The organism is Nocardioides marinus (assembly GCF_013408145.1).
In the GTDB taxonomy this organism is placed as follows: Bacteria; Actinomycetota; Actinomycetes; order Propionibacteriales; family Nocardioidaceae; genus Nocardioides; species Nocardioides marinus.
In genome coordinates this window covers 2494643-2520120 of record NZ_JACBZI010000001.1, presented here as the reverse complement: position 1 = coordinate 2520120, position 25478 = coordinate 2494643, and the positions used below count along the sequence as shown (strand labels likewise).

At 73.9% G+C, this 25478-nt stretch carries 24 protein-coding genes; 14 read left to right on the top strand and 10 right to left on the bottom strand.

Annotation, left to right across the window (positions count from 1 at the left end):
• Nucleotides 1–8 precede the first annotated feature (8 nt).
• Nucleotides 9–1253 (top strand): aminotransferase class V-fold PLP-dependent enzyme, encoded by a 1245-nt coding sequence (locus BKA05_RS11955; RefSeq protein ID WP_179531629.1) that lies wholly within the window; start codon nucleotides 9–11, stop codon nucleotides 1251–1253.
• A complete protein-coding gene (locus tag BKA05_RS11950) occupies nucleotides 1250–2506 on the top strand; it encodes an MFS transporter (RefSeq protein WP_179531628.1) in 1257 nt (418 codons plus the stop codon). Before BKA05_RS11955 ends, BKA05_RS11950 begins: the two co-directional genes overlap by 4 nt.
• Here the strand turns inward: BKA05_RS11950 and BKA05_RS11945 are convergent.
• Nucleotides 2412–3104 (bottom strand): Pr6Pr family membrane protein, encoded by a 693-nt coding sequence (locus BKA05_RS11945; protein WP_179531627.1) that lies wholly within the window; start codon nucleotides 3102–3104, stop codon nucleotides 2412–2414. The two genes, BKA05_RS11950 and BKA05_RS11945, sit on opposite strands and share 95 nt — an antisense overlap.
• Nucleotides 3105–3229: 125 nt before the next feature.
• Between BKA05_RS11945 and BKA05_RS11940 the strand changes: the two genes are divergently transcribed.
• From BKA05_RS11940 to BKA05_RS11915, 6 genes are all read left to right on the top strand, one after another.
• Entirely contained in the window at nucleotides 3230–3658 is a 429-nt protein-coding gene (locus tag BKA05_RS11940; protein ID WP_179531626.1) for a VOC family protein, read from the top strand.
• The gene (locus tag BKA05_RS11935) at nucleotides 3655–4353 is read left to right on the top strand and encodes a 4a-hydroxytetrahydrobiopterin dehydratase (protein ID WP_298754759.1); all 699 of its coding nucleotides are present in this window, start codon (nucleotides 3655–3657) and stop codon (nucleotides 4351–4353) included. The genes BKA05_RS11940 and BKA05_RS11935 overlap by 4 nt, the downstream gene beginning before the upstream one ends.
• 396 nt (nucleotides 4354–4749) lie before the next feature.
• Nucleotides 4750–6498 carry an acetolactate synthase large subunit gene (locus tag BKA05_RS11930; RefSeq protein ID WP_179531625.1) on the top strand — a complete coding sequence of 583 codons (1749 nt, stop codon included), beginning with the start codon at nucleotides 4750–4752 and terminating at the stop codon, nucleotides 6496–6498.
• Complete coding sequence (gene ilvN, locus BKA05_RS11925) at nucleotides 6499–7041, top strand: acetolactate synthase small subunit (protein WP_179531624.1); 543 nt, start codon at nucleotides 6499–6501, stop codon at nucleotides 7039–7041.
• A 56-nt stretch (nucleotides 7042–7097) separates the two neighbouring features.
• Complete coding sequence (ilvC, locus tag BKA05_RS11920; protein ID WP_298757689.1) at nucleotides 7098–8126, top strand: ketol-acid reductoisomerase; 1029 nt, start codon at nucleotides 7098–7100, stop codon at nucleotides 8124–8126.
• Between the two features lie 233 nt (nucleotides 8127–8359).
• Nucleotides 8360–9340: a type IV toxin-antitoxin system AbiEi family antitoxin domain-containing protein gene (locus BKA05_RS11915; protein ID WP_179531623.1), complete on the top strand. Its 981-nt coding sequence runs from the start codon at nucleotides 8360–8362 to the stop codon at nucleotides 9338–9340.
• Nucleotides 9341–9380: 40 nt separating this feature from the next.
• Here BKA05_RS11915 and BKA05_RS11910 read toward each other — a convergent pair whose 3' ends face one another.
• Nucleotides 9381–10217 carry an ABC transporter permease subunit gene (locus tag BKA05_RS11910; protein ID WP_179531622.1) on the bottom strand — a complete coding sequence of 279 codons (837 nt, stop codon included), beginning with the start codon at nucleotides 10215–10217 and terminating at the stop codon, nucleotides 9381–9383.
• A complete protein-coding gene (locus BKA05_RS11905; protein ID WP_179531621.1) occupies nucleotides 10217–11122 on the bottom strand; it encodes an ABC transporter ATP-binding protein in 906 nt (301 codons plus the stop codon). Before BKA05_RS11905 ends, BKA05_RS11910 begins: the two co-directional genes overlap by 1 nt.
• Nucleotides 11123–11271: 149 nt before the next feature.
• Between BKA05_RS11905 and BKA05_RS11900 the strand changes: the two genes are divergently transcribed.
• The 4 genes from BKA05_RS11900 (at nucleotide 11272) to efeB (ending at nucleotide 15462) form a co-directional block, all read left to right on the top strand.
• Nucleotides 11272–11979, top strand: coding sequence for a DsbA family protein (locus tag BKA05_RS11900; RefSeq protein ID WP_179531620.1), 708 nt, complete (start codon nucleotides 11272–11274; stop codon nucleotides 11977–11979).
• 86 nt (nucleotides 11980–12065) lie between these two features.
• Nucleotides 12066–12917, top strand: a complete 852-nt coding sequence (gene efeU / locus BKA05_RS11895; RefSeq protein WP_179531619.1) for an iron uptake transporter permease EfeU — start codon at nucleotides 12066–12068, stop codon at nucleotides 12915–12917.
• 48 nt (nucleotides 12918–12965) lie between these two features.
• Nucleotides 12966–14156 carry an iron uptake system protein EfeO gene (gene efeO, locus BKA05_RS11890; RefSeq protein ID WP_179531618.1) on the top strand — a complete coding sequence of 397 codons (1191 nt, stop codon included), beginning with the start codon at nucleotides 12966–12968 and terminating at the stop codon, nucleotides 14154–14156.
• A 10-nt stretch (nucleotides 14157–14166) separates the two neighbouring features.
• The gene (efeB, locus tag BKA05_RS11885) at nucleotides 14167–15462 is read left to right on the top strand and encodes an iron uptake transporter deferrochelatase/peroxidase subunit (RefSeq protein WP_179531617.1); all 1296 of its coding nucleotides are present in this window, start codon (nucleotides 14167–14169) and stop codon (nucleotides 15460–15462) included.
• Here the strand turns inward: efeB and BKA05_RS11880 are convergent.
• The 5 genes from BKA05_RS11880 to BKA05_RS11860 form a co-directional block, all read right to left on the bottom strand.
• Nucleotides 15444–17075, bottom strand: a complete 1632-nt coding sequence (locus BKA05_RS11880; protein ID WP_179531616.1) for an ABC-F family ATP-binding cassette domain-containing protein — start codon at nucleotides 17073–17075, stop codon at nucleotides 15444–15446. The genes efeB and BKA05_RS11880 overlap by 19 nt on opposite strands.
• Before the next feature lie 159 nt (nucleotides 17076–17234).
• A complete protein-coding gene (locus BKA05_RS11875; RefSeq protein ID WP_179531615.1) occupies nucleotides 17235–17906 on the bottom strand; it encodes a Type 1 glutamine amidotransferase-like domain-containing protein in 672 nt (223 codons plus the stop codon).
• 139 nt (nucleotides 17907–18045) lie between these two features.
• A complete protein-coding gene (locus BKA05_RS11870) occupies nucleotides 18046–19509 on the bottom strand; it encodes a PepSY-associated TM helix domain-containing protein (RefSeq protein WP_343045642.1) in 1464 nt (487 codons plus the stop codon).
• Nucleotides 19510–19688: 179 nt separating this feature from the next.
• The gene (locus tag BKA05_RS11865) at nucleotides 19689–20378 is read right to left on the bottom strand and encodes a hypothetical protein (RefSeq protein ID WP_179531614.1); all 690 of its coding nucleotides are present in this window, start codon (nucleotides 20376–20378) and stop codon (nucleotides 19689–19691) included.
• 26 nt (nucleotides 20379–20404) lie between these two features.
• Nucleotides 20405–20836 carry a PPOX class F420-dependent oxidoreductase gene (locus BKA05_RS11860; RefSeq protein WP_179531613.1) on the bottom strand — a complete coding sequence of 144 codons (432 nt, stop codon included), beginning with the start codon at nucleotides 20834–20836 and terminating at the stop codon, nucleotides 20405–20407.
• A 111-nt stretch (nucleotides 20837–20947) separates the two neighbouring features.
• On the opposite strand from BKA05_RS11860, the gene serA reads away from it, so the two are divergent.
• Entirely contained in the window at nucleotides 20948–22534 is a 1587-nt protein-coding gene (gene serA / locus BKA05_RS11855) for a phosphoglycerate dehydrogenase (RefSeq protein ID WP_179531612.1), read from the top strand.
• A gap of 95 nt (nucleotides 22535–22629) precedes the next feature.
• On the opposite strand, the gene yczR is transcribed toward serA, so the two are convergent.
• On the bottom strand, nucleotides 22630–24114 hold the full coding sequence (yczR, locus tag BKA05_RS11850) for a MocR-like transcription factor YczR (protein ID WP_179531611.1): 1485 nt from the start codon (nucleotides 24112–24114) through the stop codon (nucleotides 22630–22632).
• Nucleotides 24115–24175: 61 nt separating this feature from the next.
• On the opposite strand from yczR, the gene yczE reads away from it, so the two are divergent.
• On the top strand, nucleotides 24176–24856 hold the full coding sequence (gene yczE / locus BKA05_RS11845; RefSeq protein WP_179531610.1) for a membrane protein YczE: 681 nt from the start codon (nucleotides 24176–24178) through the stop codon (nucleotides 24854–24856).
• Nucleotides 24857–24859: 3 nt separating this feature from the next.
• Here yczE and BKA05_RS11840 read toward each other — a convergent pair whose 3' ends face one another.
• Nucleotides 24860–25429: a class I SAM-dependent methyltransferase gene (locus BKA05_RS11840; RefSeq protein ID WP_179531609.1), complete on the bottom strand. Its 570-nt coding sequence runs from the start codon at nucleotides 25427–25429 to the stop codon at nucleotides 24860–24862.
• Nucleotides 25430–25478 lie beyond the last annotated feature (49 nt).

Here is a 25478-nt window from a genome sequence, read left to right as displayed (position 1 = left end):
CATGCGCCGTGAGCACCCAGCCCGGCCCAACCGCCCCCGACGCCGCCGCCCCCGACGCCGCCGCCCTCGACGCCGCCGACCCGCTGGCGCACCTGCGGGAGCGGTACGTCGGCAGCGAGACGCCCCTGGTCTACTTCGACGGCAACTCGCTGGGCCGGCCACTCCGGGTCACCGCCGAGCGGCTCACGACCTTCGTCGAGGCCGAGTGGGGCGGGCGGCTGATCCGCGGGTGGGACGAGTCGTGGATGGAGCTGCCGCTGGTCGTCGGCGACGAGATCGCGGCCGCCTGCCTGGGGGCGGCGCCCGGCCAGACCACCGTCGGGGACTCCACGACCGTGCTGCTCTACAAGGCCTTGCGCGCGGCCTGCGCGCTGCGGCCCGGGCGTCACGAGGTGGTGCTGTGCCGCGACGACTTCCCGACCGACAGGTACGTCGCCGCGTCGGTCGCCCGGGAGCTCGGGCTGACCCTGCGGTGGGTCGAGGTGGACCCGGCCGCCGGGGTGTCCACCGAGGACGTGGCGGCCCAGCTCTCCGGCGACACCGCCGTGGTGCTGCTCAGCCACGTCGCCTACCGCTCGGCGTGGCTGGCCGACGCCGAGGCGATCACCCGCGCCGCCCACGACGTCGGCGCGGTCGTGCTGTGGGACCTCTCGCACTCGGTCGGCTCGGTGCCGCTGGCCCTCGACGAGTGGGGCGTCGACCTGGCCGTCGGCTGCACCTACAAGTACCTCGGGGGCGGCCCCGGGTCGCCCGCGTTCGTCTACGCCGCCCAGCGGCACCACCACGTGCTCGACCAGCCCGTGACCGGGTGGATGGGGCACGCCGACCCGTTCGCGATGGGGCCGGACTGGGCACCCGCCCCGGGCATCCGCCGGATGATCTCGGGCACCCCGCCGGTCGTCGGGATGCTGGCGCTGCGTGACACCGTCGCGACGATCGCCGAGGTCGGCATGACGGCGGTCCGGGCCAAGTCCGTGTCGCTGACGTCGTACGCGATCGAGCTGGCCGACGCGTTGCTCGCGCCGCTCGGTGCCCGAGTGGCCTCGCCGCGCGACCCGGCACGCCGGGGCGGGCACGTCACGGTCGACCACCCCGCGATGCGCGAGGTCGTGGCCCGGCTCTGGGAGCGCGACGTCATCCCGGACTACCGCGACCCCGGTGGCCTGCGGGTCGGCCTGGCCCCGCTGTCGACGTCGTTCGCGGAGGTGGAGGCGGGAATGCGCGCGGCCGCCGAGGTGCTGGCCTCCTCGTGAGCACCCACGACGGTGGTCGAGCAGCGAGCGCCACCGAGCGCGCGTCGAGACCGCCCATCCCCGGCGAGATCAAGGTCCTGATCGCCTCGGCGTTCGTCATCGCGATCGGCTTCGGGCTGATCAGCCCGGTGCTGCCGGCCTACGCCCGCAGCTTCGACGTCGGGGTCGCCGCGGCGTCGGTGGTCGTGTCGATCTTCGCGTTCTTCCGCCTCCTCGGCGCGCCCGGCTCCGGCGTGCTGGTCGCGCGGCTGGGGGAGCGGTGGGTCTACATGACCGGGCTGTGCGTCGTCGCGGCCTCCTCGCTGCTGACCGCGGTGGCGCAGACGTACTGGCAGCTGCTGGTCTTCCGGGGCATCGGCGGACTCGGCTCGACGATGTTCACCGTCTCGGCGATGGCGCTGCTGGTGCGCCTCGCGCCCCCGACGATGCGTGGTCGCGTGTCGTCGGCCTACGCCAGCTCCTTCCTCATCGGCGGCATGCTCGGCCCGGTCCTCGGGGGCCTGATGGCCGGCTTCGGCCTGCGCGTCCCCTTCGTCGCGTACGCCGTCGCGCTGGTCGTCGCGGCGCTGGTGGTCGGGGTCAAGCTGTCCGGCGCGAGCCTGCGTCCCGACCCGACCGCGACCCCCGCCCCGCCGATGCGACTGGGCGAGGGGCTGCGCGACTCGGCGTACCGCGCGGCGCTGGCCTCGGCGTTCGCCAACGGGTGGGCCAACTTCGGCGTGCGCGTGGCGGTGGTGCCGCAGTTCGCGGTGGCGGTCCACGACGAGACGTGGGTGGCGGGCGTGGCCCTGGCGGTGGCCGCGGCCGGCACCGCCTCGAGCCTGCAGTTCTCCGGGCGCGTCGCCGACACCGTGGGCCGCAAGCCGATGGTGGTGCTCGGCCTGGCCGTCACCTCGGTGACGCTGGGGCTGATGGGCTTCAGCGAGAGCCTGCTGGTGCTGCTCGTGCTCTCCGCGGTGTCCGGCTTCGGTGCCGGCATGGTCAACCCCGGCCAGCAGGCGACGGTGGCCGACGTGATCGGCAACCAGCGCAGCGGCGGGACGGTCCTGAGCACCTTCCAGATGGCCCAGGACGGCGGCGCGATCCTCGGGCCGGTGCTGATCGGGCTGGTGGCCGACCGGTGGGGCTTCGAGGCTGCCTTCGTGGTGACCGGGTTCGTCAGCCTCGCGGCCCTGCTGCCGTGGCTCGTGGCCCGGGAGACCCTCCAGAAGGAGTCGCCCGAGCAGCCAGCCGACGGTCCAGCCACCCGATGAGGGCCATCACGCCGACGATCAGCACGGTGATGACGAGCGAGGTGAGCGCCACGGAGAGCGCGCCCTCCTCCGCCACGTCGAGGAACGGGTAGGGGTACCACCCGCTCACCGCCCCCACCACCAGGGTCCACACCAGCCAGGCCACCGGCCACACCATCGCCAGCGCCCCGCTGCGCGGGTCCGTGCGCGGCCGCGGCCCCACGAGCAGCCAGGACAGCACCGCCAGCAACGGCACGGCGACGTGCAGCAGGGTGTCGGCCAGCCACGAGGCGCCCTCGAGGTCGAGCAGGGGCCGCAGCAGCACCGCGTGCACGAGCGCGGTCACGGTGATCCCGGTGAGCCCGGCCAGCCGCAGCACCCGCCAGCCGCGGCCGTCGCGCCCCGGGTCGGCCGCGAGGGTCCAGGCGCCGATCGCCACCAGCAGGTTGGACTGGATCGTGAAGTAGCTGAAGTACCGCGCCACGGCGGTGGCCGTGGGTGGTGCGTTCGTCTCGTCGAGGACCGCCTCGCCGTTGACCACCAGCACCAGCTGGAGGACCAGCGCGGCGGTGGCGACCACGGCGGTCGTCAGGTGCAGCGGTCGGGCGTACGTGCTCATGGGGGCTCCTTCGCGGCGCGGCGGTGGCACCGGGAGGGGCCGCGCCGGACCAGACGCTAGCGCCCGGTGCACCCGGGGCGGGGGAGGTGCTGGCGCGCCCGGCCCGCGACCGGCAGGGTGGAGGCGTGGAGCAACGACTGAGCTTCGTGACGCTGGCGGTGCGCGACGTCGCCGCCGCCCGGGCCTTCTACGTCGACGGGCTCGGCTGGCAGCCGACGTACGACGGCGAGGACGTGCTGATGGTGCAGGTCGGTGAGCGCCTGGTGCTGAGCCTGTGGGACCTCGCCGCGTTCGAGGCCGAGGTCGGGCCGGCGGCCGAGGGGCCCGCACCGATCACCCTGGCCCACAACGTGGCGACCCGCGAGGAGGTCGCGACCGTGATGGCGCAGATGGTGGCCGCTGGCGCCAGGCGGCTCTCCGGCCCCGAGGAGCGCGAGTGGGGCGGCTTCACCGGGTACGTCGCCGACCCGGACGGCTACCGCTGGGAGATCGCCTGGAACCCCGGCCCCCTGGGCCAGCAGGTGCTGCCGGCCGGGCAGGAGGTGCGCCCGTGATCGCCCCGGCTGACCGGCACGTGCTCACCGAGGCCGAGGTCGACGCGGCCGTGCAGGACGGGCTGGGGGACTGGCGCCCGCTCTTCGGGGTGCTGGCGGCGCGCTTCGAGACCGGCGACTTCACGACGGGTGCGCGGCTGGTGGCCGAGGTGGCGGGGCTGGCCGACGCCATGGACCACCACCCCGACGTCGACCTGCGCTACGGCGCGGTCGAGGTGCGCACCTGGAGCCACGACGTCGGGGGGATCACCCGGCGCGACCTGCGCCTGGCGGCGGCGGTCTCGCAGGTGGCGGCGGAGCTGGAGGTGGGCGCCGTGCCGGGTCGACTGCAGTCGGTGGAGTGGGCGCTGGACACCTGGGACCTCGCGGAGGTCAAGCCGTTCTGGGCGGCGGTGCTGGGCCTGGAGGAGCACGACGACGAGGCCGTCGACCCCGGCGGACGCTGGCCGTCGGTGTGGTTCCAGCCGACAGAGCAGCACGTGGCGGCCCAGCTCGGCGCGCCGCGCCAGCGCTGGCACGCCGACGTCCGGGTCCCGCCCGAGGCGGTCGAGGAGCGGATGGCGGCGGTCCTCGCGGCCGGCGGCCGGCTCGTCAGCGACGACCAGGCGCCGGCGTACTGGGTGCTCGAGGACGCGCAGGGCAACCGCGCCTGCCTCACGACGTGGCTCGGCCGGGGGCCGGGCCCGGCGGCCTAGGGTCTGGACGGGTCTCGAGGGGTCTCGACGCCCGCTCGCTGGCGCTCGCTGCTCGACCACCGGGGCCCGCTCGTTGGCGCTCGCTGCTCGACCACCGTGGCGCGCTCGCCAGCGCTCGCTGCTCGACTCCGGCAGGTTCACATCGCGGGACGCTCGTCCCACATCGTGGGACGAGGGAGTCCGGCGGATGACGTGGGTGGACGGGCGGGATACCTTTGCGACATGCGCCAGGACCTTCTCGTACGCACGCGACGCGTGGGCTGAGACCGACCCCGTCCGGCCAGCGCGTCGTCCCCTCGTAGCCTTCAGGGCCGAGGGGCTTTTTTGTGGGGTCAGCCCGGTGGCCCGCCGGTCGCCAGGGCGCAGACAGGAGCAGTGAGAGGAAATGAGCAGGTCATGAGCGAGATCACCGGCGCGCAGAGCCTGGTCCGGTCGCTGGAGGCGGCTGGGGCCGACGACATCTTCGGCATCCCCGGCGGCGCCATCCTCCCGGCGTACGACCCCCTGATGGACTCCTCCATCCGCCACATCCTGGTCCGCCACGAGCAGGGCGCCGGCCACGCCGCGCAGGGGTACGCCGCTGCCACCGGCCGGGTCGGCGTCTGCATGGCGACCTCCGGCCCGGGCGCGACCAACCTGGTCACCCCGATCGCCGACGCCTACATGGACTCCGTCCCGATGGTGGCGGTCACCGGCCAGGTCGGTGCCTCGATGATCGGCACCGACGCCTTCCAGGAGGCCGACATCCGCGGCATCACGATGCCGATCACCAAGCACAACTTCCTGGTCACCGACCCCGCCGACATCCCGCGCACGGTCGCCGAGGCGTTCTACATCGCCTCCACCGGTCGCCCCGGGCCGGTCCTGGTCGACGTGGCCAAGTCGGCGCTGCAGTCGATGACCACGTTCCAGTGGCCCACCGAGCTCACGCTTCCCGGCTACCGCCCGGTGACCAAGCCGCACTCCAAGCAGATCCGCGAGGCCGCCCGGCTGATCCTCGAGGCCCGCAAGCCGGTGCTGTACGTCGGCGGCGGCACGATCCGCTCCGGCGCGAGCCGCGAGCTGCGGGTGCTGGCCGAGCTCACCGGCATGCCCGTGGTCACGACGCTGATGGCGCTGGGTGCCTTCCCCGACAGCCACCCCCAGCACCTCGGCATGCCGGGCATGCACGGCACGGTGGCGGCGGTCGCGGCGCTGCAGAAGAGCGACCTGATCATCAGCCTGGGCGCCCGCTTCGACGATCGCGTCACCGGCAACCTCGACTCCTTCGCCCCGCACGCGCAGGTCATCCACGCCGACATCGACCCGGCCGAGATCGGCAAGAACCGCCACGCGGACGTCCCGATCGTGGGCGACTGCCGCGAGGTCATCTCCGACCTGGTCGTGGCGCTGCAGGCCGAGCAGGACGCCGGCCACACCGGCGACTACGAGCAGTGGGTGGCCTGGCTGGCCGGCCTCAAGCAGCGCTACCCGCTGGGCTACGAGCCGCCCGCCGAGGGCCTGGCTCCGCAGTACGTCATCCAGCGGCTCAGCAAGATCGCCGGCCCCGAGGCGATCTACACCTCCGGCGTCGGCCAGCACCAGATGTGGGCCGCGCACTTCGTGGACTACGAGAACCCGCGCACCTGGATCAACTCCGGCGGCCTCGGCACGATGGGCTTCTCGGTCCCCGCGGCGATGGGCGCCAAGGTCGGCCGCCCCGACGCGACGGTGTGGTCCATCGACGGCGACGGCTGCTTCCAGATGACCAACCAGGAGCTGGCCACCTGCGCGATCGAGGACATCCCGATCAAGGTCGCGGTCATCAACAACGAGTCGCTCGGCATGGTGCGCCAGTGGCAGACGCTCTTCTACAACGAGCGCTACTCCAACACCAACCTCCAGCGCCACGGCGGCCCGGTCCGCATCCCCGACTTCGTCAAGCTGGCCGACGCCTACGGCTGCGTGGGCCTGGCCTGCGACAGCCCCGACGACGTCGACGCCACGATCGAGAAGGCGATGGAGATCGACGACGTGCCCGTGGTCGTCGACTTCCGGGTCCACCGCGACGCCATGGTGTGGCCGATGGTGGCCGCCGGCACCAGCAACGACGAGATCAAGTACGCCCGGGACCTCGCGCCCGAGTGGGAAGAGGACGAGCTCTAAATGACCAAGCACACCCTCTCCGTCCTCGTCGAGGACCAGCCCGGTGTCCTGACCCGGATCGCGGGCCTGTTCTCCCGGCGCGGCTTCAACATCGAGAGCCTGGCCGTCGGGCCGACCGAGCACGAGGGCATCTCCCGGATGACCATCGTGGTCAACGTCGACCAGTCGCCGCTGGAGCAGGTGACCAAGCAGCTGAACAAGCTGGTCGAGGTCATCAAGATCGTCGAGCTCGACCCGACTGCCTCCGTGCACCGCGAGCTGGTCATGGTCAAGGTCGCCGCGACCGCGGAGAACCGCGGCGAGGTCCTCGACACCGTCCAGCTCTTCCGCGCGAAGGTGGTCGACGTGGCCCCCGACGCGGTGACCGTCCAGATCACCGGCAACGCCGGCAAGATCGCCGACTTCCTGCGCATCGTGGAGCCCTTCGGCATCCGCGAGCTCGTGCAGTCGGGCATGGTCGCGATCGGCCGGGGCTCCCGGTCGATCTCCGAGCGCTCCCTGCGCCCGGTCTCCGTGCCCGCGCCGACCGCTGTCGGCTCCTGACCCCACCTCCACCGACCTCCACCGACGCAGCACCCCAACAAGAAGGAGAAGCCCTCGTGGCTGAGATGTTCTACGACGACGACGCCGACCTGTCCCTGATCCAGGGCAAGAAGGTCGCCGTGATCGGCTACGGCAGCCAGGGTCACGCCCACTCGCTCTCGCTGCGTGACTCCGGTGTCGACGTCACCATCGGCCTGCAGCCGGGCTCGAAGAGCCGCGCCAAGGCCGAGGCCGAGGGCCTGAAGGTGATGACCCCCGCCGAGGCTGCCGCCCAGGCCGACGTGGTCGTGATCCTGGCTCCCGACCAGCACCAGCGCAAGCTCTACGCCGACGAGATCGAGCCCAACCTGCAGCCCGGCAACTCGCTGGTCTTCGGCCACGGCTTCAACATCCGCTTCGGCTACATCACCGCCCCCGAGGGCGTCGACGTCTTCATGGTCGCCCCCAAGGGCCCCGGCCACCTGGTGCGTCGTGAGTACGTCGACGGCCGCGGCGTCCCCGTGCTCGTCGCGGTCGAGAAGGACGAGACCGGCGACGCCTGGCCGCTGGCGCTGTCGTACGCCAAGGGCATCGGCGGCCTGCGGGCCGGTGGCATCAAGACCACCTTCACCGAGGAGACCGAGACCGACCTGTTCGGCGAGCAGGCCGTCCTGTGCGGTGGCGCGTCGCAGCTGGTGATGTACGGCTTCGAGACCCTCATCGAGGCCGGCTACCAGCCCGAGGTCGCCTACTTCGAGTGCCTCCACGAGCTCAAGCTCATCGTCGACCTGATGTACGAGGGCGGCATCGCCAAGCAGCGCTGGTCGGTCTCCGACACCGCCGAGTTCGGTGACTACGTCTCCGGTCCCCGCGTCATCGACGAGCGGGTCAAGGAGAACATGAAGGCCGTCCTCGAGGACATCAAGAACGGTGCCTTCGCCGAGCGCTTCATCACCGACATGGACAACGGCTCCCCGGAGTTCACGAAGTTCCGCGAGCAGGGCGAGCAGCACCCGATCGAGAAGACCGGTCGCGAGCTGCGCAAGCTCATGGCCTGGGTGAAGAGCCACGACACCGACTACGTCGAGGGCACCGCCGCCCGCTGACGCTCCCCGCCGAGCCGGCGCATCCTTCCGGCCGAGCCGGCGCCACCTCGCGCAGCACCACGAGAGCCGAGTCCCTCCCGGGGCTCGGCTCTCGTGCGTCGTACGCCGGCGGCCTGCAACCGGAGGCTCTGCCGTGACCCCCTTTCACTGCACACCCTCCGGTCCGAGCACCGCCCTCCACAGCACCGGCCGCGAGCCCTCCGTGCGGCGTCACGCCCGCGCACGATCGGGACATGGACGCGATCGATCGGCTGCTGCGCCGCCAGGCCGGGGTGGTCTCACGACGACAGGTGCTGGCCGCGGGCATGAGCGAGGTGCTCGTCGCGCGACGGGTGCGCCGTCGCGAGTGGGTGCGGGTGGGTGACGGGGTCTACGTCGACCACACGGGTCGTCTCTCGACGGCGCAGGAGGAGTGGGCCGCTCTGCTGCTCCACCCGGGGTCGGTCCTGGCCGGTCGGTCGGCCCTGCGCGCCGGCGGGTCGCGTGCCGGCTGGTCGTGCGGCGGCGACGGCTGGGACCGGGAGCGCCGCGTCGTCGAGATCGCCGTGCCGCACGGCCGCCGTCTCGATGCCGTGCCCGGGGTCAGGGCGGTGCAGCTGCGGGGTCTCGATGCCGCAGCCCTGCCCCGGGCCTCTCCGCCCCGCCTGCGGGTGGAGCACGCCGCCCTCATGGTCGCCTCGCGTGCTCGCGGCGACGACGAGGCCGTGGCGGTGCTCGCCGACGTGGTGCGGGAGGGCCTGACCGTGCCGGCGAGGCTGGAGGACGTGCTGGTCGAGCAGCGCAGGCTCCCGCGTCGGCGGCTGCTGCTCGACGTCGTGCGTGACGTCGAGTCGGGGGCCGAGTCGCCTCTGGAGCGTCGCTACCTGCGAGACGTCGAGCGTCGGCACGCACTGCCGCGTGGCGTCCGACAGGCGTGGGACGCGGTCGCGGGTCGTGCGGTGTTCCGGGACGTGCGCTATTCGGCGTACCGGACGAACATCGAGCTGGACGGGCGGCTGGGCCACAGCCGGGCCCTGGACCGCTGGGCGGACCTCGAGCGCGACCTGGAGGCCGCCGCGCGCGGCGACGTCACGCTGCGCATCGGATGGCAGCAGGTGCTCGAGCCCTGCCGCCTGGCCGTCACGGTCGGCGGTGTGCTGGCGCTGCGCGGGTGGACGGGCCCGCCCACGGCGTGCGGTGCGGCCTGTGGCATGCGACCGGAGGGTGTGTCGTGAACCCCTCTCACGACACACCCTCCGGTCCGGCATCGGGCGGCTACTTCACCTCGGAGCGCAGCATCCGCCAGGAGCCGACGGCCAGCGGCAGCACCAGCCACAGCAGCGAGGTGACACCGAGCTGGGCCCAGTACTCCCCGGTGTTGCTCCAGCCCTCGAACAGCGCGCCCTGGGTGTAGTTGAAGTCCACCCACGGCTGCAGGTCGGCGAACCACTCCTGCGCGGCGGCCAGGGTGAAGGTCAGCCCGGTCAGCACGTAGACGTAGACCAGGTAGCCCACCAGCGCCGCCGGCGAGGAGCGCAGCACGACGCCGAGCATGAAGCCGATCAGGACGCCGAGGACGTTGGCCAGCACGATCGCGGCGAAGTCGGAGACGCTGATGTCCCACACCACGTCGGTGCCGTTGAGGGCCGAGCCCACGAGGTTGCCGACCGCGCCGACGACGGCGGCGACGGCCATGCCGACGACCGCGACGGCGACGGCGTTGACCGTCTTGGCGGCCAGGACGCGGCCGCGGTGCGGGACGAGCGTGAAGGTCGTGAGCCCGGTGCGCTGGCTCCACTCGGAGGTCACCGAGAGGATCGCGATCACCGGGAGGATGATCGCCATCGGGATGCCGACGGCGCCCGCGAAGGACCCGTAGGTCACCTCCTCCTCCGGGGCCCACAGCACGACCGCGGCGCTGGCGAGCACCGAGAGGATCGCCACCGACGCCATCAGCCACAGGCCGGAGCGGGTGTCGAACATCTTGCGCATCTCGACCTTGAGCAGCCGGGCGAAGGGGATGGGCGGCGGGGCCGGGCGGTCGGCGTACGACGAGGTGGTCGGCGTGCTCGGGGAGCCGGCCGGGACCGAGGTGGTGGTCAGGGTGGTCATCAGGCGGCCTCTCGCTGGGTGTCGGCGGTGAGCTGGAGGAACATCTCCTCGAGACCGGCGCCGTCGGCGGCGCGGAGCTCGAGCAGGGGGAGCCGGGCCTCGAGGGCCACCTGGCCGGTCACGGCGAGGGAGGCGTCGGTGCGCAGGCCGGCGGTGGGGTCGGCGGGGTCGACCCGCTCGACGGTCCAGCCGGCCTGCTGGAGGGCGGCGGCCAGGGCGCCGACCTCGGCGGCACGCACCAGGGTGCGGTCGTCGTGGAGCAGCTCCTCCTTGGTGCCCTGCGCGACCACGCGACCCTGGCCGATGACCACGATGTCGTCGGCGATGACCTCGATCTCGTGCAGCAGGTGCGAGGAGAGCAGCACGGTGCCGCCGCGCTCGGCGTGGCCGCGCAGCAGGTCGCGCATCCAGCGGATGCCGGCCGGGTCCAGGCCGTTGGCGGGCTCGTCGAGGACCAGCACCGCAGGGTCGCCGAGGAGGGCGGTGGCCAGGCCGAGGCGCTGGCGCATGCCCAGGGAGTAGTCCCGGACGCGGCGCTTGGCCTCGTCGTCGGTGAGCGAGACGAGGTGGAGCATCTCCTCGACCCGAGCACGGGGCAGGCCCATAGTCTCCTGGGCGACCCGCAGCACCTCGCGGCCGGTGCGGCCCGCGTGCTGGGCGGAGGCGTCGAGCAGGACGCCGATCTCGCGGCCCGGGTCGGGCAGGTCGGCGTACCGGCGGCCCAGGACGGTCGCGGTGCCCGTCGTGGCCGGGGTGAGGCCGCTCAGGATGCGCAGCGAGGTGGACTTGCCGGCGCCGTTGGGGCCGAGGAACCCGGTCACGCGCCCGGGGAGGGCGGTGAACGAGACGTGGTCGACGGCGAGGTGCTCGCCGTAGCGCTTGGTCAGCTCGAGGAGTTCGATCATGGCACCGAGCCTGGCGTGGGGAGGGGGCCCGGCACATCGGGGAGCGACTCGGACCCGGCCCCCGGTCCGACCCCGAGACGACCCTGACCTTCACCACTTCTTCACCTCAGGGGCGGAATGGCCGTCCGAGCGGGTCGGTTGGACCCTGCGTGAAGGTCGAGATCTGGAGTGACGTCGTGTGCCCGTGGTGCTTCGTGGGGAAGCGCCGCCTGGAGGCCGCGCTGGCCGACTTCGAGCACGGCGAGCAGGTGGAGGTCGTCTACCGGTCCTTCCAGCTCGACCCCTCCGCCCCGCAGCACGGCCACGAGCTGACCACGCCGGTGCTCGCGCGCAAGTACGGCCGCAGCGAGGCGGAGATGCGGCAGATGCAGCAGCAGCTCACCGACCTCGCCGCCGAGGAGGGCCTGGCCTTCCGGTTGCAGGAGACCCTGCACACGCGCACCATCGACGCCCACCGACTGCTGCACCTCGCGCTCGCGGAGGGCGGCCCCGCGCTCCAGGCCACCCTCAAGGAGTCGCTGCTCTCGGCGTACTTCGAGGACGCCCAGGACGTCGGGGACCACGTCGTGCTGCGCCGCGAGGCGCTGTCGGTGGGCCTGGACGCCGAGCGGGTCGACGAGGTGCTGTCGGGTGAGGAGTACGCCGACGCCGTGGTCGCCGACATCGACGCCGCCATGGACCTCGGCGTGAGCGGTGTGCCGTTCTTCGTCGTGGGCGGGCGGTACGCCGTGTCCGGTGCCCAGCCCACCGACGTGTTCGCCCGGGTGCTGCAGCAGGCCTGGGAGGAGTCCCGGCCCACGGTCGAGGTCGTCGCCGGCGGGGACGCCGACGTGTGTGGTGTCGACGGCACCTGCTGACCGCCGGGCCGTGCTCCGGCCCACCGCACTGTGAGACAGGGCACCCTTAGTGAGGCAAGGCTTACCTATGCCTTACGGTGGTGCTTGTGCTGGGCAACTTCCTGATCGGACTGCGTGAGGGCCTCGAGGCCGCGCTGGTCGTGAGCATCCTCGTGGCCTACCTGGTCAAGAGCGACCGACGCCACCTGCTGCCGCGGATCTGGCTCGGCGTGGGGCTCGTCGTGGCCCTCTGCGCGGCGATCACCGTCGGGCTCGGCCTCCAGTCGCGCCAGCTCACCTTCCAGACCCAGGAGCTGGTCGGCGGGGCGCTGTCCATCGTGGCCGCGGCCTTCGTCACCTGGATGATCTTCTGGATGGCCACCGCGGCCCGCACCATCGGCGCCACGCTCCGCGGCCAGGTGGACCAGGCCGCCGGAGGCAGCGGGTGGGCGCTCGTCCTCGTCGCCGTGCTCGCGGTCGGCCGCGAGGGCCTCGAGACCACGCTGATCCTCTACAGCAACACCCGCCAGGCCACCGGCGGAACCGCGGGGGAGCAGACGGCCACCCCGATCCTGGCCGCCCTGCTCGGCATCGCCGTGGCCGTGCTCCTGGGCTACCTGCTCTACCGCGGGGCGATCAGCATCGACCTGACCCGGTTCTTCACCTGGACCGGGGTCCTGCTGGTCTTCGTCGCCGCCGGCGTGCTCGCCTACGGCTTCCACGACCTGCAGGAGGCCGCCCTGCTGCCCGGCCTGCACTCCTACGCCTTCGACGTCTCCGACGTGATCGGCCCCGGCACCTGGGTCGGCACCCTGCTCAAGGGCACCCTCAACCTCTCCCCGCAGACCACTTGGCTCGAGGCCGCCGTCTGGCTGCTCTACGTCGTGCCCGTCCTGGCCCTGTTCTTACGCCGCGTGCGCCGCCCCCGCCTCCCGGCCGGTGCGCCCGCCGCCGCCTGATCCCGCCCCGACCGCTCCACCACACCCGCTGCCACGAAAGGCATCCCTATGCGCTCGACCCTGCTCCCCACCCGTCCCGCCCTGGCGGTCCTCGCCGTGCTCGCCCTGCCCGTGCTCGCGGCCTGCACCGAGAGCACCGACACCGCCGGCGACGGTGCCGGCGGCGACGCCCGCACCGTGGCGGTGACCTCGTCGGAGGACGCCTGCGAGCTCTCGGCGACCGAGGCCCCCTCCGGCACGCTGCGCTTCGACGTCTCCAACGCCGGGTCGCAGGTCACCGAGTTCTACCTGCTCGACGCCGACGGCCTGGCCATCAAGGGCGAGGTCGAGAACGTCGGCCCACAGGCCACCCGCCAGCTCGTGCTGAACCTCCCGGCCGGCGACTACACCACCGCGTGCAAGCCGGGGATGACAGGCGAGGGCATCCGGGCCGCCTTCACGGTGACCGACTCCGGCGAGGAGGTCGAGGTGTCCGCGGACGAGCAGGCGCTGGTGGAGCAGGCGCTGACGTCGTACGCGACCTACGTGCGCGACCAGTCCGACCAGCTCCTCGAGCGGACGCGCGAGTTCGTCGACCTCTACGAGGCCGGCGACGACGACGCGGCCCGCGAGCTCTACCCGCTCGCCCGCGTCCACTGGGAGCGCATCGAGACCGTCGCCGAGTCCTTCGGCGACCTCGACCCCAAGATGGACCTGCGCGAGGCCGACCTCGAGCCCGGCCAGGAGTGGACCGGCTGGCACCGGATCGAGAAGGACCTGTGGCCCGAGCGCGCCGAGGGCTACGCCCCGCTCGGCGACGCCGAGCGCGAGGAGTTCGCCCAGGACCTGCTGGCCAACACCGAGAAGCTCGACGCGCGCATCCAGCAGCTCGACTTCACCGTCGACCAGATCGCCAACGGCTCGCGCGGGCTGCTGGAGGAGGTCGCGACCGGCAAGGTGACCGGCGAGGAGGAGTACTGGTCGCGGACCGACCTCTACGACTTCCAGGCCAACGTCGACGGCGCCCGGGTGGGCTTCGAGGGCGTCGCGCCGATCCTCGAGACCAAGGACCCCGCCCTGGCGACCGAGCTCGACGACCGCTTCGCCGAGCTCGAGGCGCTGCTCGACCAGCACCGTGTCGGTGAGGACGGGTTCGTGTCCTACGACGAGCTGTCGCCGGCCGAGGTCAAGGAGCTCGCCAACGCCGTCAACGCGCTGTCCGAGCCGCTGTCGCGGCTCACCGCAGCGGTCCTGGCCTGAGCCGGTCGTCATGGCAATGGGTCTCTCGCGTCGTGGGCTCCTCGGGGGCATCACCGCCGGGCTGGCCGGTGGCGGTCTCGCGGCCGGGGGGTACGCCGTCGGGCGCTCGCCCGCGGACCCGGCCGGGTCCGCGGGGTCGGTCGCAGGGTCGGCAGCGGGGTCGGTCGCGGCGTTGTACCCCTTCCGCGGCGTGCACCAGGCCGGCATCACCACGCCGGCGCAGGACCGTCTGCACTTCGCGGCCTTCGACGTCATCACCGAGGACCGCGCGGCGCTGGTCGACCTGCTGCGCCGCTGGACCGAGGCGGCCGAGCGGATGACGCAGGGACTCGACGCCGGGCCGATCGGCGCGGTCGGGGGTGCGACGAACCTCCCGCCCGACGACACCGGGGAGGCGATCGGCCTGCCGCCCGGCGGGCTGACCGTCACCATCGGGTTCGGGCCGGGGCTCTTCCGCGACGCCGAGGGGCGGGACCGCTTCGGGCTGGCGGACCGGCGGCCCGAGGTGCTGCGCGAGCTGCCGCACTTCCCGGGCGACACGCTCGACCCGGCCCGCTCCGGCGGGGACCTGTGCGTCCAGGCCTGCGCCCAGGACCCCCAGGTCGCGGTGCACGCGATCCGCAACCTGGCCCGCATCGGCTTCGGCACGGTGGCGGTCCGATGGAGCCAGCTCGGCTTCGGCCGCACGTCGACGACCTCGACCGCACAGGAGACACCCCGCAACCTCTTCGGCTTCAAGGACGGCACCGCCAACGTGAAGGCCGAGGAGACCGCGGCCCTCGACGAGCACGTGTGGGTGGGTGCGGGGGAGTCGCCCGGCGACTGGCTGGCCGGCGGCTCCTACCTCGTCGCGCGCCGGATCAACATGACCATCGAGGTGTGGGACCGCCAGCCCCTGGGGGACCAGGAGGACTTCATCGGCCGCACCAAGGGCACCGGCGCCCCGCTGTCGGGCGGGGAGGAGCACACCGCGCCCGACCTCGACATGCCCGGCAGCAACGGGACGACCGTCATCGCCCAGGACGCCCACGTGCGGGTGGTGCACCCCGACCTCCACGGCGGGGCACGGATGCTGCGCCGCGGCTACAACTTCGTGGACGGCACCGACGCCCTGGGCGGGCTCGACGCCGGGCTGTTCTTCCTCGCCTACGTCCGCGACCCCGACACCCACTTCATCCCGATCCAGAGCGCGATGGCCCGCCACGACGCACTGATGGAGTACCTCAAGGTCACCGGGTCGGCGCTGTTCGCCGTCCCGCCGGGCACGCGCGAGGACGGGTTCGTGGGTCAGTCGTTGTTCGCCTGAACCGGGTCGACGGGGGGCTCGTCGAGGTCCAGCACCCGGTCCACGCCGACCTCCTCCAGGAACGCCGCGTCGTGGCTCACGACGACCAGCGCCCCGCGGTGGGCCGCGAGGGCAGTCACCAGGGCGTCGTACGACGCGAGGTCGAGGTTGTTGGTCGGCTCGTCGAGCAGCAGCAGCTGGGGTGCCGGGTCGGCCAGCAGCAGGGTCGCCAGCGTCGCGCGGAAGCGCTCCCCGCCGGACAGGGCGGGCACGGCCTTGTCGCCGTCGGCCCCGCGGAACAGGAAGCGCGCGAGCAGGGCGCGGACCTGCGTCGGGCTCGCGCCGGGGTGGGCCGCGTGCACGTTCTGCGCCACCGTCATCGACTCGTCGAGCAGGTCCAGCCGCTGGCGCAGCAGGGCCGTGGGGACGTGCCGGTCGACCCGGCCGGCGCTGGGCGCGAGCTCCCCGGCCAGGGTGTGCAGCAGCGTGGACTTCCCGCTGCCGTTGCGGCCCACGACGGCCACCCGGGCCGGCCCGGCGAGGTCGAGGTCGACACGACGACCGGTGCGCAGCACCAGCTCGTGCGTGGTGAGCACCCGGCGCCCGCGGGGGACGGTCGTGCCGGGCAGGTCCACCCTGATCGCGGCGTCGTCGCGGACCGCGAGCTCGGCGCTCTCGAGCCGCTCGCGGGCCCGGACGAGCCGGTCGTCCTGCCCGCTGCGCAGGGCGCCCTCGGCCTTCTCGGCACGGTTGCGCAGGAAGTCCCGCGCGGCCTTGACCGTGTTCGGTGCGTCGCGACGGGCGATGCGGTGCCGGGCGGCGAGCAGCTGCTCGGTGGTGCGCAGGTCGCGTCGCTGCCGTCGTACGTCGGCTCGCGCGACCGCCACCGCGTGGTCGGCCGCCTCGCGCTCGGCGGCGACCTGCTGGGCATAGGCCGACCAGCCGCCGCCGTACCAGCTGACCCGGGTGGGGCCCTGCCGGGGCGTGCGCAGCTCACCGATCCGGTCGACCCGCTCCAGCAGCTCGCGGTCGTGGCTGACCACCAGCAGGGTCCCGGGCCAGGAGTCGACCACCCCATGCAGGTGGGCCCGCGCCGACCGGTCGAGGTTGTTGGTCGGCTCGTCGAGCAGCAGCACGTCGGGCCGGGCCAGCAGCAGCCCGGCCAGCGCGAGCCGGACGGCCTCGCCGCCGGAGACCTCGCCGACCCGGCGGTCGAGGAGCTCGCCGGGCAGTCCCAGCTTCTCGAGCTGGGCGTGGGCCCGCTGGTCGACGTCCCAGTCGTCGCCGACCGCGTCGAAGTCGGCCTCGTCGACTGAGCCGGACTCGATCCGGCGCAGCGCTCGGCGGACCGGGCCGAGGCCCAGGAAGTCCTCCACCGGTTGCGCGGTGTCGAGTGCGAGGTCCTGCGGCAGCAGGCCGACCCGTCCGGTCGTGGTGACGTGCCCGGCGGTGGGTGCCAGCTGTCCGGCGGCCAGCCGCAGGACGGTGGACTTGCCGGAGCCGTTGGCGCCGACGAGGCCCGAGCGTCCGGGCGGCACGAGCAGGTCGAGACCCCGCAGCGTCACGGTCCCGTCGGGGCGGACGAGGTCGAGGGCGTGCAGCGCGAGCGCGGGGGTGGGCAGGGGAGAGGACATGTCGCTCCGGGGTGTGGACGTCGGGCGACCCGGCCGCGTGCCTGCGGTCGGGTCGGGGGCGGCGTACTCACACGAGCAACGGCGACTCCTGCCGGGAGGGGGTGGGACGACGCCACGCTAGGAGCGGCCGCGCCCCCGCGCCACCTGTTTTCGTCCGGCTCAGCGGTCCCAGTGGTGCCAGGTGCCCTCGGAGACGACGTGGGTCCGGCCGTCGGCGACCACGACCGCGCTGCGGTCGTCGAGGACGTACGCCGGCGCCGACACGCGTCCGAACCAGTCCTGCGCCTCGGCCAGGGAGTTGCCGGGCTCGCCGTCCGGGGCCAGGTGCGGGAAGAGCGCGAAGTCGACCAGCCCCAGGGTGTCGCTCGCGCCGGAGGGTGGGCGCCACTGGACGAAGTCCTCGCCGACCTCCGGGGTCATCACCATGCTGCCGGCGCTGAGCCCGACCCAGACGGTGTCCTCCAGCTCGGGCAGCAGGTCGAGGAGGCCCGACTCACGCATCCAGTGCGCGAGGTAGAGCACGTCACCGCCCGCGACCACCAGGGCGTCGACCTCGCGGACGCGCGGCACCCACAGGTCGGGGTCGAGGGAGGGCAGTGCGGTCAGCTCGAGCAGGCCCATGGACGCCCACCCGAGGTCGACCATCGGGTTCTGCTCCCGGCCGGCGACGAACCGCCACGGCTTCTCGCCCATGCCGACCCAGGGGTGGGCGTACATCGCGGTGGGGATGCACAGAGCAGTGCTCTGCTCCACCGGCTGGCCCAGCAGCCGCACGAGCTCCTCGCGGATGCTCGGCACGCTCACGCCGCCTGAGGTCAGCAGCAGCTTCATGGTCCCTCCTCGGGTCGTGGTGGTCGCCAGTGTGGACCAGGCCACCGACCCTGACTCATCGCCGTCGCCGTCGCCGTCGCCGTCGCCGTCGCCATCGCCGTCGGCCGGGAGGCGCGGTGCCCCCCGGCCGACAGCGGCCTCAGGCGCGGACGGTGTCGAACCAGCCCGCGAGCGCCGGGACCCGCCGCAGCACGAGCTGGTCGAGCAGGAGCACGACCACGAGGGAGATCCCGAACAGCGGGAGGAAGACCCCCAGGGCCACCAGCGCGACCACGAGCAGCGGCGACGAGCGCAGCGGCATCCGGCCGCGCGGTGCGCCCAGGCGGCCGGCCCCGCGCGGGCGGCGACGCCACCACATCAGCGGACCCGTGACGCACATCGCGATGATCGCCAGGCACATCAGGGCCGCGCCCCAGAAGGACCAGAGGCCGAACGACCTGCCCTCGTGGAGACCGATGCCCTGGGAGACGACCTTGGCCAGCAGCGGGTAGTCGTCGAAGCCGTAGGCCGAGACGACCTGGCCGCTGTAGCGGTCGACGTGCACCGTGCGCTCGTCGGACGGTGCGTCGAAGGCGTAGCCGATGACCGAGTAGACGCCCGGTTCGGCCGGGTCGTCCGAGGGCAGGGCCACGGTGAGGGGATGGCGCAGCCCCTCGCGGTCGGCCACGGCCAGGGCCGTGTCGAGGTTCGCCACGGGGCCCTCGTGGCCGCTGGGGTCCGAGGTGGGCACCTCCGCCTCACCCATGGCCCAGGGCACGTCGCCCGCGTGGCTGTGCGGCAGGGACTCGTCCAGCGTGGACGTGGGGTCGGAGACGGCTCCCGGGTCCAGGCTCCACATCGAGGTGCCGTTGTCGGTGGCCAGGGTCTGGACCCTCTCGCCCCACACGCCGGTCCAGGGGAGGCCGGAGACCAGCAGGTAGAGCAGACCGACGCCGGCGACGAGTCCGATGGAGGCGTGCCGGGAGCGCAGCCGGGCCCCGGGGCGACCCGCCGCCCGCCGGCGACGCCGCGCTGTGCGGCCGCGCCAGAACAGGTAGTACCCGGTCAGCGCCATGACCACGGCCCAGCACGCTCCGAGCTCGATGACGGCGTCGCCCAGGCGACCGGCCATCAGCTCCCCGTGCAGGCGCACGGCGTACCCGGACAGCGTCGTGTCCGGGTCGAGGGAGCCGAGCACGGTGCCGTCGTAGGGGTCGACGTACACGTCCCGGCCGGCGCCGTCGGCGGTCGTGACCGAGAAGCGGGTCGGCTCGTCGGCCGCGCCGGGCTCGGTGACGGAGACGACCGTGGCGTCCGGGAAGGCCTTCCGCACGGCGTCGAGCTGGGTGGTGGGCGTCTTGGTGGTGGCGGCCGCCTGCGCGTCAGCGGGCACGTCGACACGCATGAGGTCGGCGTGCAGGAGCGGCTCGAGCTGGAAGCGGAACAGGTAGATCAGCCCGGTCCCCGCCAGCAGCAGCAGGACCGGGACGACCAGGAAGCTGGCGAAGAAGTGCCAGCGCCACGCGGCCCGGAGCAGTCCGCCCCGGCCGGCCGGCTGGTCGGGGCGGCGTGGCTCGGGGGTGGGGTCGGGTGTGGGCAGGGGTGGGTGGAGCGAGGTGGTCACGGGAGGCCTCCTGGGTCTCCTCGGGCAGGGCGCGGTCGCGCCCGGGCGGTCGGACGGCCCCGGCTGCGCGGTGCGCCGGGGCAGGACGGAGTACGCCGCCGGCGACCCGGGCCGGGTCGTGGGCGGCGCGCGGCGACCGTCCGGGTCCGTGCGTCAGCGGGGCGTGCCGGGGCGGACGGTCAGACGAGGACCGGTGGCCCGCGGCGGGGCAGCGGGCCACGGCGCCACAGCGCCCGTGGGGCCGGGCGGACCGGCGACCAGCCGACCGGTGCGCTCGTGCGGTGCGTGGGCAGCACGGGGACCGGGCCCACGGCCCGCACGGCGACGTGCGCGCGACGGGCCGTGAGCCGCACGAACGACCAGGCCGCGCGCTCCCCGACGGCCAGCCAGCAGCCCACCAGCGCGGCTGCCAGGAGGTGGGCGGCCATCATCGGCGCGTGGGCAGCGATGTCGGTGACCAGGTGCTGGACGGGCAGCGCCGCCGAGAGGCCACCGCCGGTCTCGGCGGCGGTGTAGGCGTCGTGGAGGGACCCGACGCGGCGGCCCTCGACGAGGGGGAGCGAGGCGGGGCCGGGCCCCGCGTGGACGGCCCGGGTCGGGTCACCGACGTGGCCGCCGGTGCTGCTGAGGACCACGTGCACGGCGGCCTGTCCACCGACCAGCAGCGCCGCGCAGCGCAGCGCGGAGACCTGCCGGGCCAGCGCCGGCGTACAGGCCACGACCGTCGAGGCCACCAGGGCCGTGACGACCCACGGTGCGGGGAGCAGCCCTCCGGCGCTCACGTGTCCGGCGGTGCCGAGCAGCACCACCAACGATCCGACGAGCAGGGCGCGCGACCACAGCAGCGCGCCGGTGACCCGTGGTTCCACGGGCGGAGTGTTCCACAGGTGCCGGGTCAGGCCGGCGTGGCGTCCTCGATGCTGATCAGCACCACCGTGTCGGCGTACGAGAGACCCTTGCGGCCCTGGGGGCCGACCTTGGCGAGCAGCTTGGTGATCGTGGTCATCACGCCGTACTTCGCGCGGACCTTGGCGCTGACCTCGTCGAAGGCCGCCCCCGACCGGACCATCTCGGCGGTGCCCTCGAGCGCGGTGGAGCCGGCGGTGACGCGACCACGGGCGTCGGAGGGCTGGACCACCACGCGGGCGGTGTGCGCCAGCCGCTTGGTCTTGCCCGAGCCCATGGAGGTCCAGAAGCCGACCCGACCGTCGTCGACCGGCACCACCCACACGGGGCTGGTCACGGGCTCCCCGGTGCGGCGGAAGGTGGTGAGGGCCATGTACTTCCCGGCCGCGAGGTCGTCCCTGGTGGTGGCGCCGGAGCTCATGCGGTCAGCCTCACAGCATGCCGCGGTCCTCCGCTACCCTGAGCGACGGCACAACGTGGTGCACCTGATCGTCCGGCCAGTCCGCCCGCACCACCGAGGATCGAGGATCCCGTGCCACCGCGCCAGCCCGTCGTGCTCATCGCCGACGCCCTCAGCCCCGCCACCGTGGCGGCCCTCGGCGACGGCTTCGACGTGCGCCACTGCGACGGCACCGACCGCGCCGTGCTGCTCGCCGCGGTCGCCGACGCCGACGCCCTGATGGTGCGCTCCGACACCCGCGTGGACGCCGAGGTGCTCGCCGCGGCGCCCCGGCTGCGCGTCGTCGCCCGCGCCGGCACCGGGCTGGACACCATCGACGTACGGGCCGCGACCGCTGCCGGCGTCATGGTCGTCACCGCGCCGACCGCCAACCTCGTCTCGGCGGCCGAGCTCACCGTCGGGCTGCTGCTCGCGGCCGCCCGCCACATCCCGCAGGCGCACCAGGCCCTGCGCGAGGGGGAGTGGGAGCGCAGCCGCTTCACCGGGACCGAGCTGGCCGGCAAGACCGTGGGCGTGCTCGGCCTGGGTCGGGTCGGTGTCCTCGTGGCGCACCGGCTGGCGGCGTTCGGGATGCAGGTCATCGCGCACGACCCGTACGTCTCGGTCGGCCGCGCCGCCCAGCTGGGCGTGCGGATGGTCGACCTCGACACGCTGCTCACCACGGCGGACGTCATCACCGTCCACCTGCCGCGCACCCCCGAGACCCGTGGCCTGGTCGGTGCCGAGGAGCTGCGCCGGGTCAAGCCCTCGGTGCTCCTGGTCAACGCCTCCCGCGGCGGCATCGTCGACGAGGTCGCGCTGCACGCGGCGCTCAAGGAGGGCCGCGTGGCGGCCGCCGGGGTCGACGTCTTCGCCGACGAGCCCTGCCCCGACTCGCCGTTGCTGGACCTGGACACCGTGGTGGCCACCCCCCACCTGGGCGCCAGCACCCACGAGGCGCAGGAGAAGGCCGGGCTCGCCGTCGCTCGCTCGGTCGTGCAGGCGCTGGCCGGTGAGCTCGTGCCCGACGCGGTCAACGTGCACGGCGGCCTGGTCGCCGAGGCGATCCGCCCCAGCATCGGGCTGACCGAGAAGCTCGGGCGGGTCTTCACCGCCGTGGCCGGCGGGGTGGCGCAGTCCCTCGACGTCGAGGTGCGCGGCGAGATCGCCGACCACGACGTGAAGGTGCTCGAGCTCGCCGCGCTCAAGGGGGTCTTCGACGAGGTCGTCGAGGAGCCGGTGTCGTACGTGAACGTGCCCCTGGTCGCCGCCGAGCGCGGCACCGCCTGCCGCCTGGTGGTCGAGCGGGAGAGCCCCGACCACCGCAACCTGGTCACGCTGCGCGGCACGTTGGCCGACGGCCGCCAGGTCGCGGTGGGCGGCACGGTCGTGCACGGGCGCGAGCGGCTGGTGGAGGTCGACGGGTACGACGTCGACCTGGCCCTCGCCGAGCACCTGGCCTTCTTCGTGCACCGCGACCGTCCCGGCATGGTCGGGACCGTGGGCGGCATCCTCGGCGAGGCCGGGGTCAACATCGCCGGCATGCAGGTCGCCCGGCGCACCCCCGGCGGCGACGTCCTGGTGGTCCTCGAGGTCGACTCCGCCCTCGACGGCTGCCTGCTGCACGAGATCGCGCTGGCCACCGAGTCCAGCCGGGCCTGCGCCGTCCACCTGCCCTGACCCTCTCCCAGGGCCGAGCCGGCGTATTGATACGCCGGTTCGGCGTCACGGCTGGGTCGAGTCGGCGTATTGATACGCCGGTTCGGCGGGGTGGGTCAGGCGACGAGGACCCGGCCGGAGCCCGGGCGGCCGGGGCGGGTGCGGGTCGGGGAGGCGGGGAGGTCGGACCAGACGGCCGCCAACCGCTCGACCGCGCCGACCAGCTCGTCGGCCGGGCGGGTCCAGGGGATGCGCACGAAGCGGTCCAGCCCGCCCTCCGCGGCGAACAGCGGCCCGGGCGTCACGCCCACCCCGACCCGCTCGGCGGCGTCGGCCAGCCCCACGGCGCTGCCGGAGGGCAGGGCGCACCACACCGCGAGCCCGCCACCCGGGCGGACCCACCGCCACGCCGGCAGGTGCTCGGCGAGCGCGGCGAGCAGTGCCTCGCGCTGCTCCCGCAGCCGCGTGAGCTGGTCGGGCAGGACGGGCCCGGCGGCGAGCAGCCGGGCCAGCACGAGCTGCTCGAGCACCGGCGTGCCCAGGTCGAGGCTCAGCCGCGCCCGTGTCAGCTGCTCGGCCATCCCCGGCGGCACCCGCACCCAGCCCAGCCGCAGCCCGCCCCAGAAGGCCTTGCTGGCGCTGCCGATGGTGATCGCACCGGGGGAGTACGCCGCGAACGGCCGCGGCATCTCCTGACCGTCCAGCGCCAGGGCCTGCAGCGACTCGTCCACGACGGCGACCGTGCCGGCGGCGCGCAGGTGGCCGGCGTACTCCTCGCGCTGGGCGTCGCTCATCAGGTGCCCGGTGGGGTTCTGGAAGTCCGGCACGAGGTAGGCCAGCGCCGGGCGGACCTGGCGCAGCTGGGCGCCCACGGCCGCGAGGTCCCAGCCCTCGGGGTCGACGGGCGCGCCGATGAGCCGACCGCCGGCGTTGCGCAGCGCGAGCGTGGCGTTGGGGTAGACCGGCGACTCCACGAGCACCCGGTCGCCGCGCCGGGCCAGCGCCTGCGCCACGATCGCGGCGCCCGAGAGCGCCCCGGGGGTGATGATCACCTGGGCGGGGTCGGTGGGCAGCCCGCGCTCCTCGAACCCGCGGGCCACCTCGGCCTGCAGGTGGGGGAGCCCGGTGGGGAAGTACCCGTGCCCACCGAGGTACGCCGGCAGCTCGCCCACCGCCTCGGCGTAGGCGTTCGCGAGCCCGGCCGGGGCCATCGGGGCGGCGCAGCCGAGGTCGATCCCGTCGGGGTGGCCGACCGCGAGCTGGTCGGGCGTCAGGGCGCGGTCGCGGGTGCGGGCCCGCCCGCCGGGCACCCGGGTGAAGGTGCCGGCGCCCTGCCTGGCCACGGCGTACCCGGTCTCGCGCAGCTGGGCGTAGGCGCGGGTGACCGTGGTCCGCGAGACACGGAGGGCGTCGGTCAGCTCGCGCTCGCTGGGCAGCCGGACGTCGGTGCCGATCCGGCCGTCCCCGATGGCCAGCACGAGAGCGTCGGCGAGACCGGCGTAGGCGGGGGAGCGGTCGAAGCCGTCGACCAGGGCGGCGACCCGGGCCGCCGAGACCGACCCCAGGGGGCCCGGGGGCGTGACGGAGCTGGACTGGGGCATGCAGTCCACTGAACCACGATTGGCTATCGAGGAACAGTCCAATGTGCCGCACCATGGAGCCATGACCCTGCTCGCCGACCTCGGGCCCCTCGCACAGCTGCGCGCGGGACGCCTGCCCCGTCGTCTCGTCCAGCTCTACGCCGGGCTGCTGCTCTACGGCGTCTCGCTCGCGATGCTGGTGCGCGCCGGCCTCGGCGCGGCGCCGTGGGACGTCCTGCACCTCGGGCTGGCGACCCACCTGCCCCTGACGCTCGGCCAGGCGCTGATCCTGACCAGCGTCGCCGTGATGGTCCTGTGGATCCCGCTGCGCGAGGTCCCGGGGCTCGGCACGATCTCCAACGCGATCGTGATCGGGCTGGCGGCCGACGCGACGCTCGCGGTGCTCGACCGGCCCGACACCCTGGCGGTGCGGGGCGTGCTGATGGTCGCCGCCGTGCTACTCAACGGCCTGGCGACGGCCGCCTACATCGGCGCGCAGCTCGGTCGCGGGCCGCGCGACGGCCTGATGACCGGGCTGCACCGGCGTACTGGCCTGTCCATCCGGCTGGTCCGGACCTCCCTCGAGGTCACCGTGGTCGTGATCGGCCTGCTGCTGGGCGGCACGGCGGGCCTCGGCACGGTGCTCTACGCCCTCGCGATCGGCCCGGTCACCCAGGCGCTCCTGCCCCCGCTCGTGGTCACCCTTCCCGCCGAGAGGTCACCCGTGCGCGGTCGAGAGGTCACTCCCGCACGCGGCGCGTAGGCATCAGCGCTTGGTGGCGATGATCGTAGAGGCGTCGGGGGCGACCATGACCTCCACGGCGGTGAAACGCTCGTCGGTGAGCCACTGCTCGCGCAGGGTGTCGACGCGGCCGTAGGTGATCGGCGGCCACTGCTCGCAGGGCGTGAAGTCGTCGAGCACCACGATGCCGCCGTCCTCCACGAGGTCCGCGATCGCGTCGACGCCCACCTCGCCGGGCTGGCCGGAGTCGAGGAGGAGCAGGGAGTAGGGGCCGCGGTCCAGCAGCGTGGACCAGTCAGCGGCCAGCACCTCGACCAGCGGGTCGTCGGCGAAGATCTCGGTCGCCGCCCTCGCCAGCTTCGCGTCGAGCTCGGCGGTGACGATCCGCGCCTTCTCCCCGCGTACGCCGGAGCGCAGCCAGGCCGTGCCGACCCCGCACCCGGTGCCGAACTCCGCCATCGTGCCGTCGCGGGTCGCGGCCAGCATCGCCAGCAGCCGACCGGTCTCGTTGCGGCAGAACGACACGTAGCCGGAGCGACGCGAGACCTCGAAGGCGCGCTCGACGACGGCGGGCAGGTCGGGTGGGGCACTCACCGACCCAGTCTTTCATCGCGGGACGCAGATCCCACATCGTGGACGGATT

What these genes read in the sequence shown, in the direction of transcription:
- BKA05_RS11945 (WP_179531627.1), bottom strand. Translation starts at nt 3,104, where the DNA reads ATGAGCACGTACGCCCGACCGCTGCACCTGACGACCGCCGTGGTCGCC.
- BKA05_RS11930 (WP_179531625.1), top strand. Translation starts at nt 4,750, where the DNA reads ATGAGCGAGATCACCGGCGCGCAGAGCCTGGTCCGGTCGCTGGAGGCG.
- ilvN (WP_179531624.1), top strand. Translation starts at nt 6,499, where the DNA reads ATGACCAAGCACACCCTCTCCGTCCTCGTCGAGGACCAGCCCGGTGTC.
- BKA05_RS11915 (WP_179531623.1), top strand. Translation starts at nt 8,360, where the DNA reads ATGGACGCGATCGATCGGCTGCTGCGCCGCCAGGCCGGGGTGGTCTCA.
- BKA05_RS11910 (WP_179531622.1), bottom strand. Translation starts at nt 10,217, where the DNA reads ATGACCACCCTGACCACCACCTCGGTCCCGGCCGGCTCCCCGAGCACG.
- BKA05_RS11905 (WP_179531621.1), bottom strand. Translation starts at nt 11,122, where the DNA reads ATGATCGAACTCCTCGAGCTGACCAAGCGCTACGGCGAGCACCTCGCC.
- efeO (WP_179531618.1), top strand. Translation starts at nt 12,966, where the DNA reads ATGCGCTCGACCCTGCTCCCCACCCGTCCCGCCCTGGCGGTCCTCGCC.
- efeB (WP_179531617.1), top strand. Translation starts at nt 14,167, where the DNA reads ATGGCAATGGGTCTCTCGCGTCGTGGGCTCCTCGGGGGCATCACCGCC.
- BKA05_RS11880 (WP_179531616.1), bottom strand. Translation starts at nt 17,075, where the DNA reads ATGTCCTCTCCCCTGCCCACCCCCGCGCTCGCGCTGCACGCCCTCGAC.
- BKA05_RS11875 (WP_179531615.1), bottom strand. Translation starts at nt 17,906, where the DNA reads ATGAAGCTGCTGCTGACCTCAGGCGGCGTGAGCGTGCCGAGCATCCGC.
- BKA05_RS11860 (WP_179531613.1), bottom strand. Translation starts at nt 20,836, where the DNA reads ATGAGCTCCGGCGCCACCACCAGGGACGACCTCGCGGCCGGGAAGTAC.
- yczR (WP_179531611.1), bottom strand. Translation starts at nt 24,114, where the DNA reads ATGCCCCAGTCCAGCTCCGTCACGCCCCCGGGCCCCCTGGGGTCGGTC.
- yczE (WP_179531610.1), top strand. Translation starts at nt 24,176, where the DNA reads ATGACCCTGCTCGCCGACCTCGGGCCCCTCGCACAGCTGCGCGCGGGA.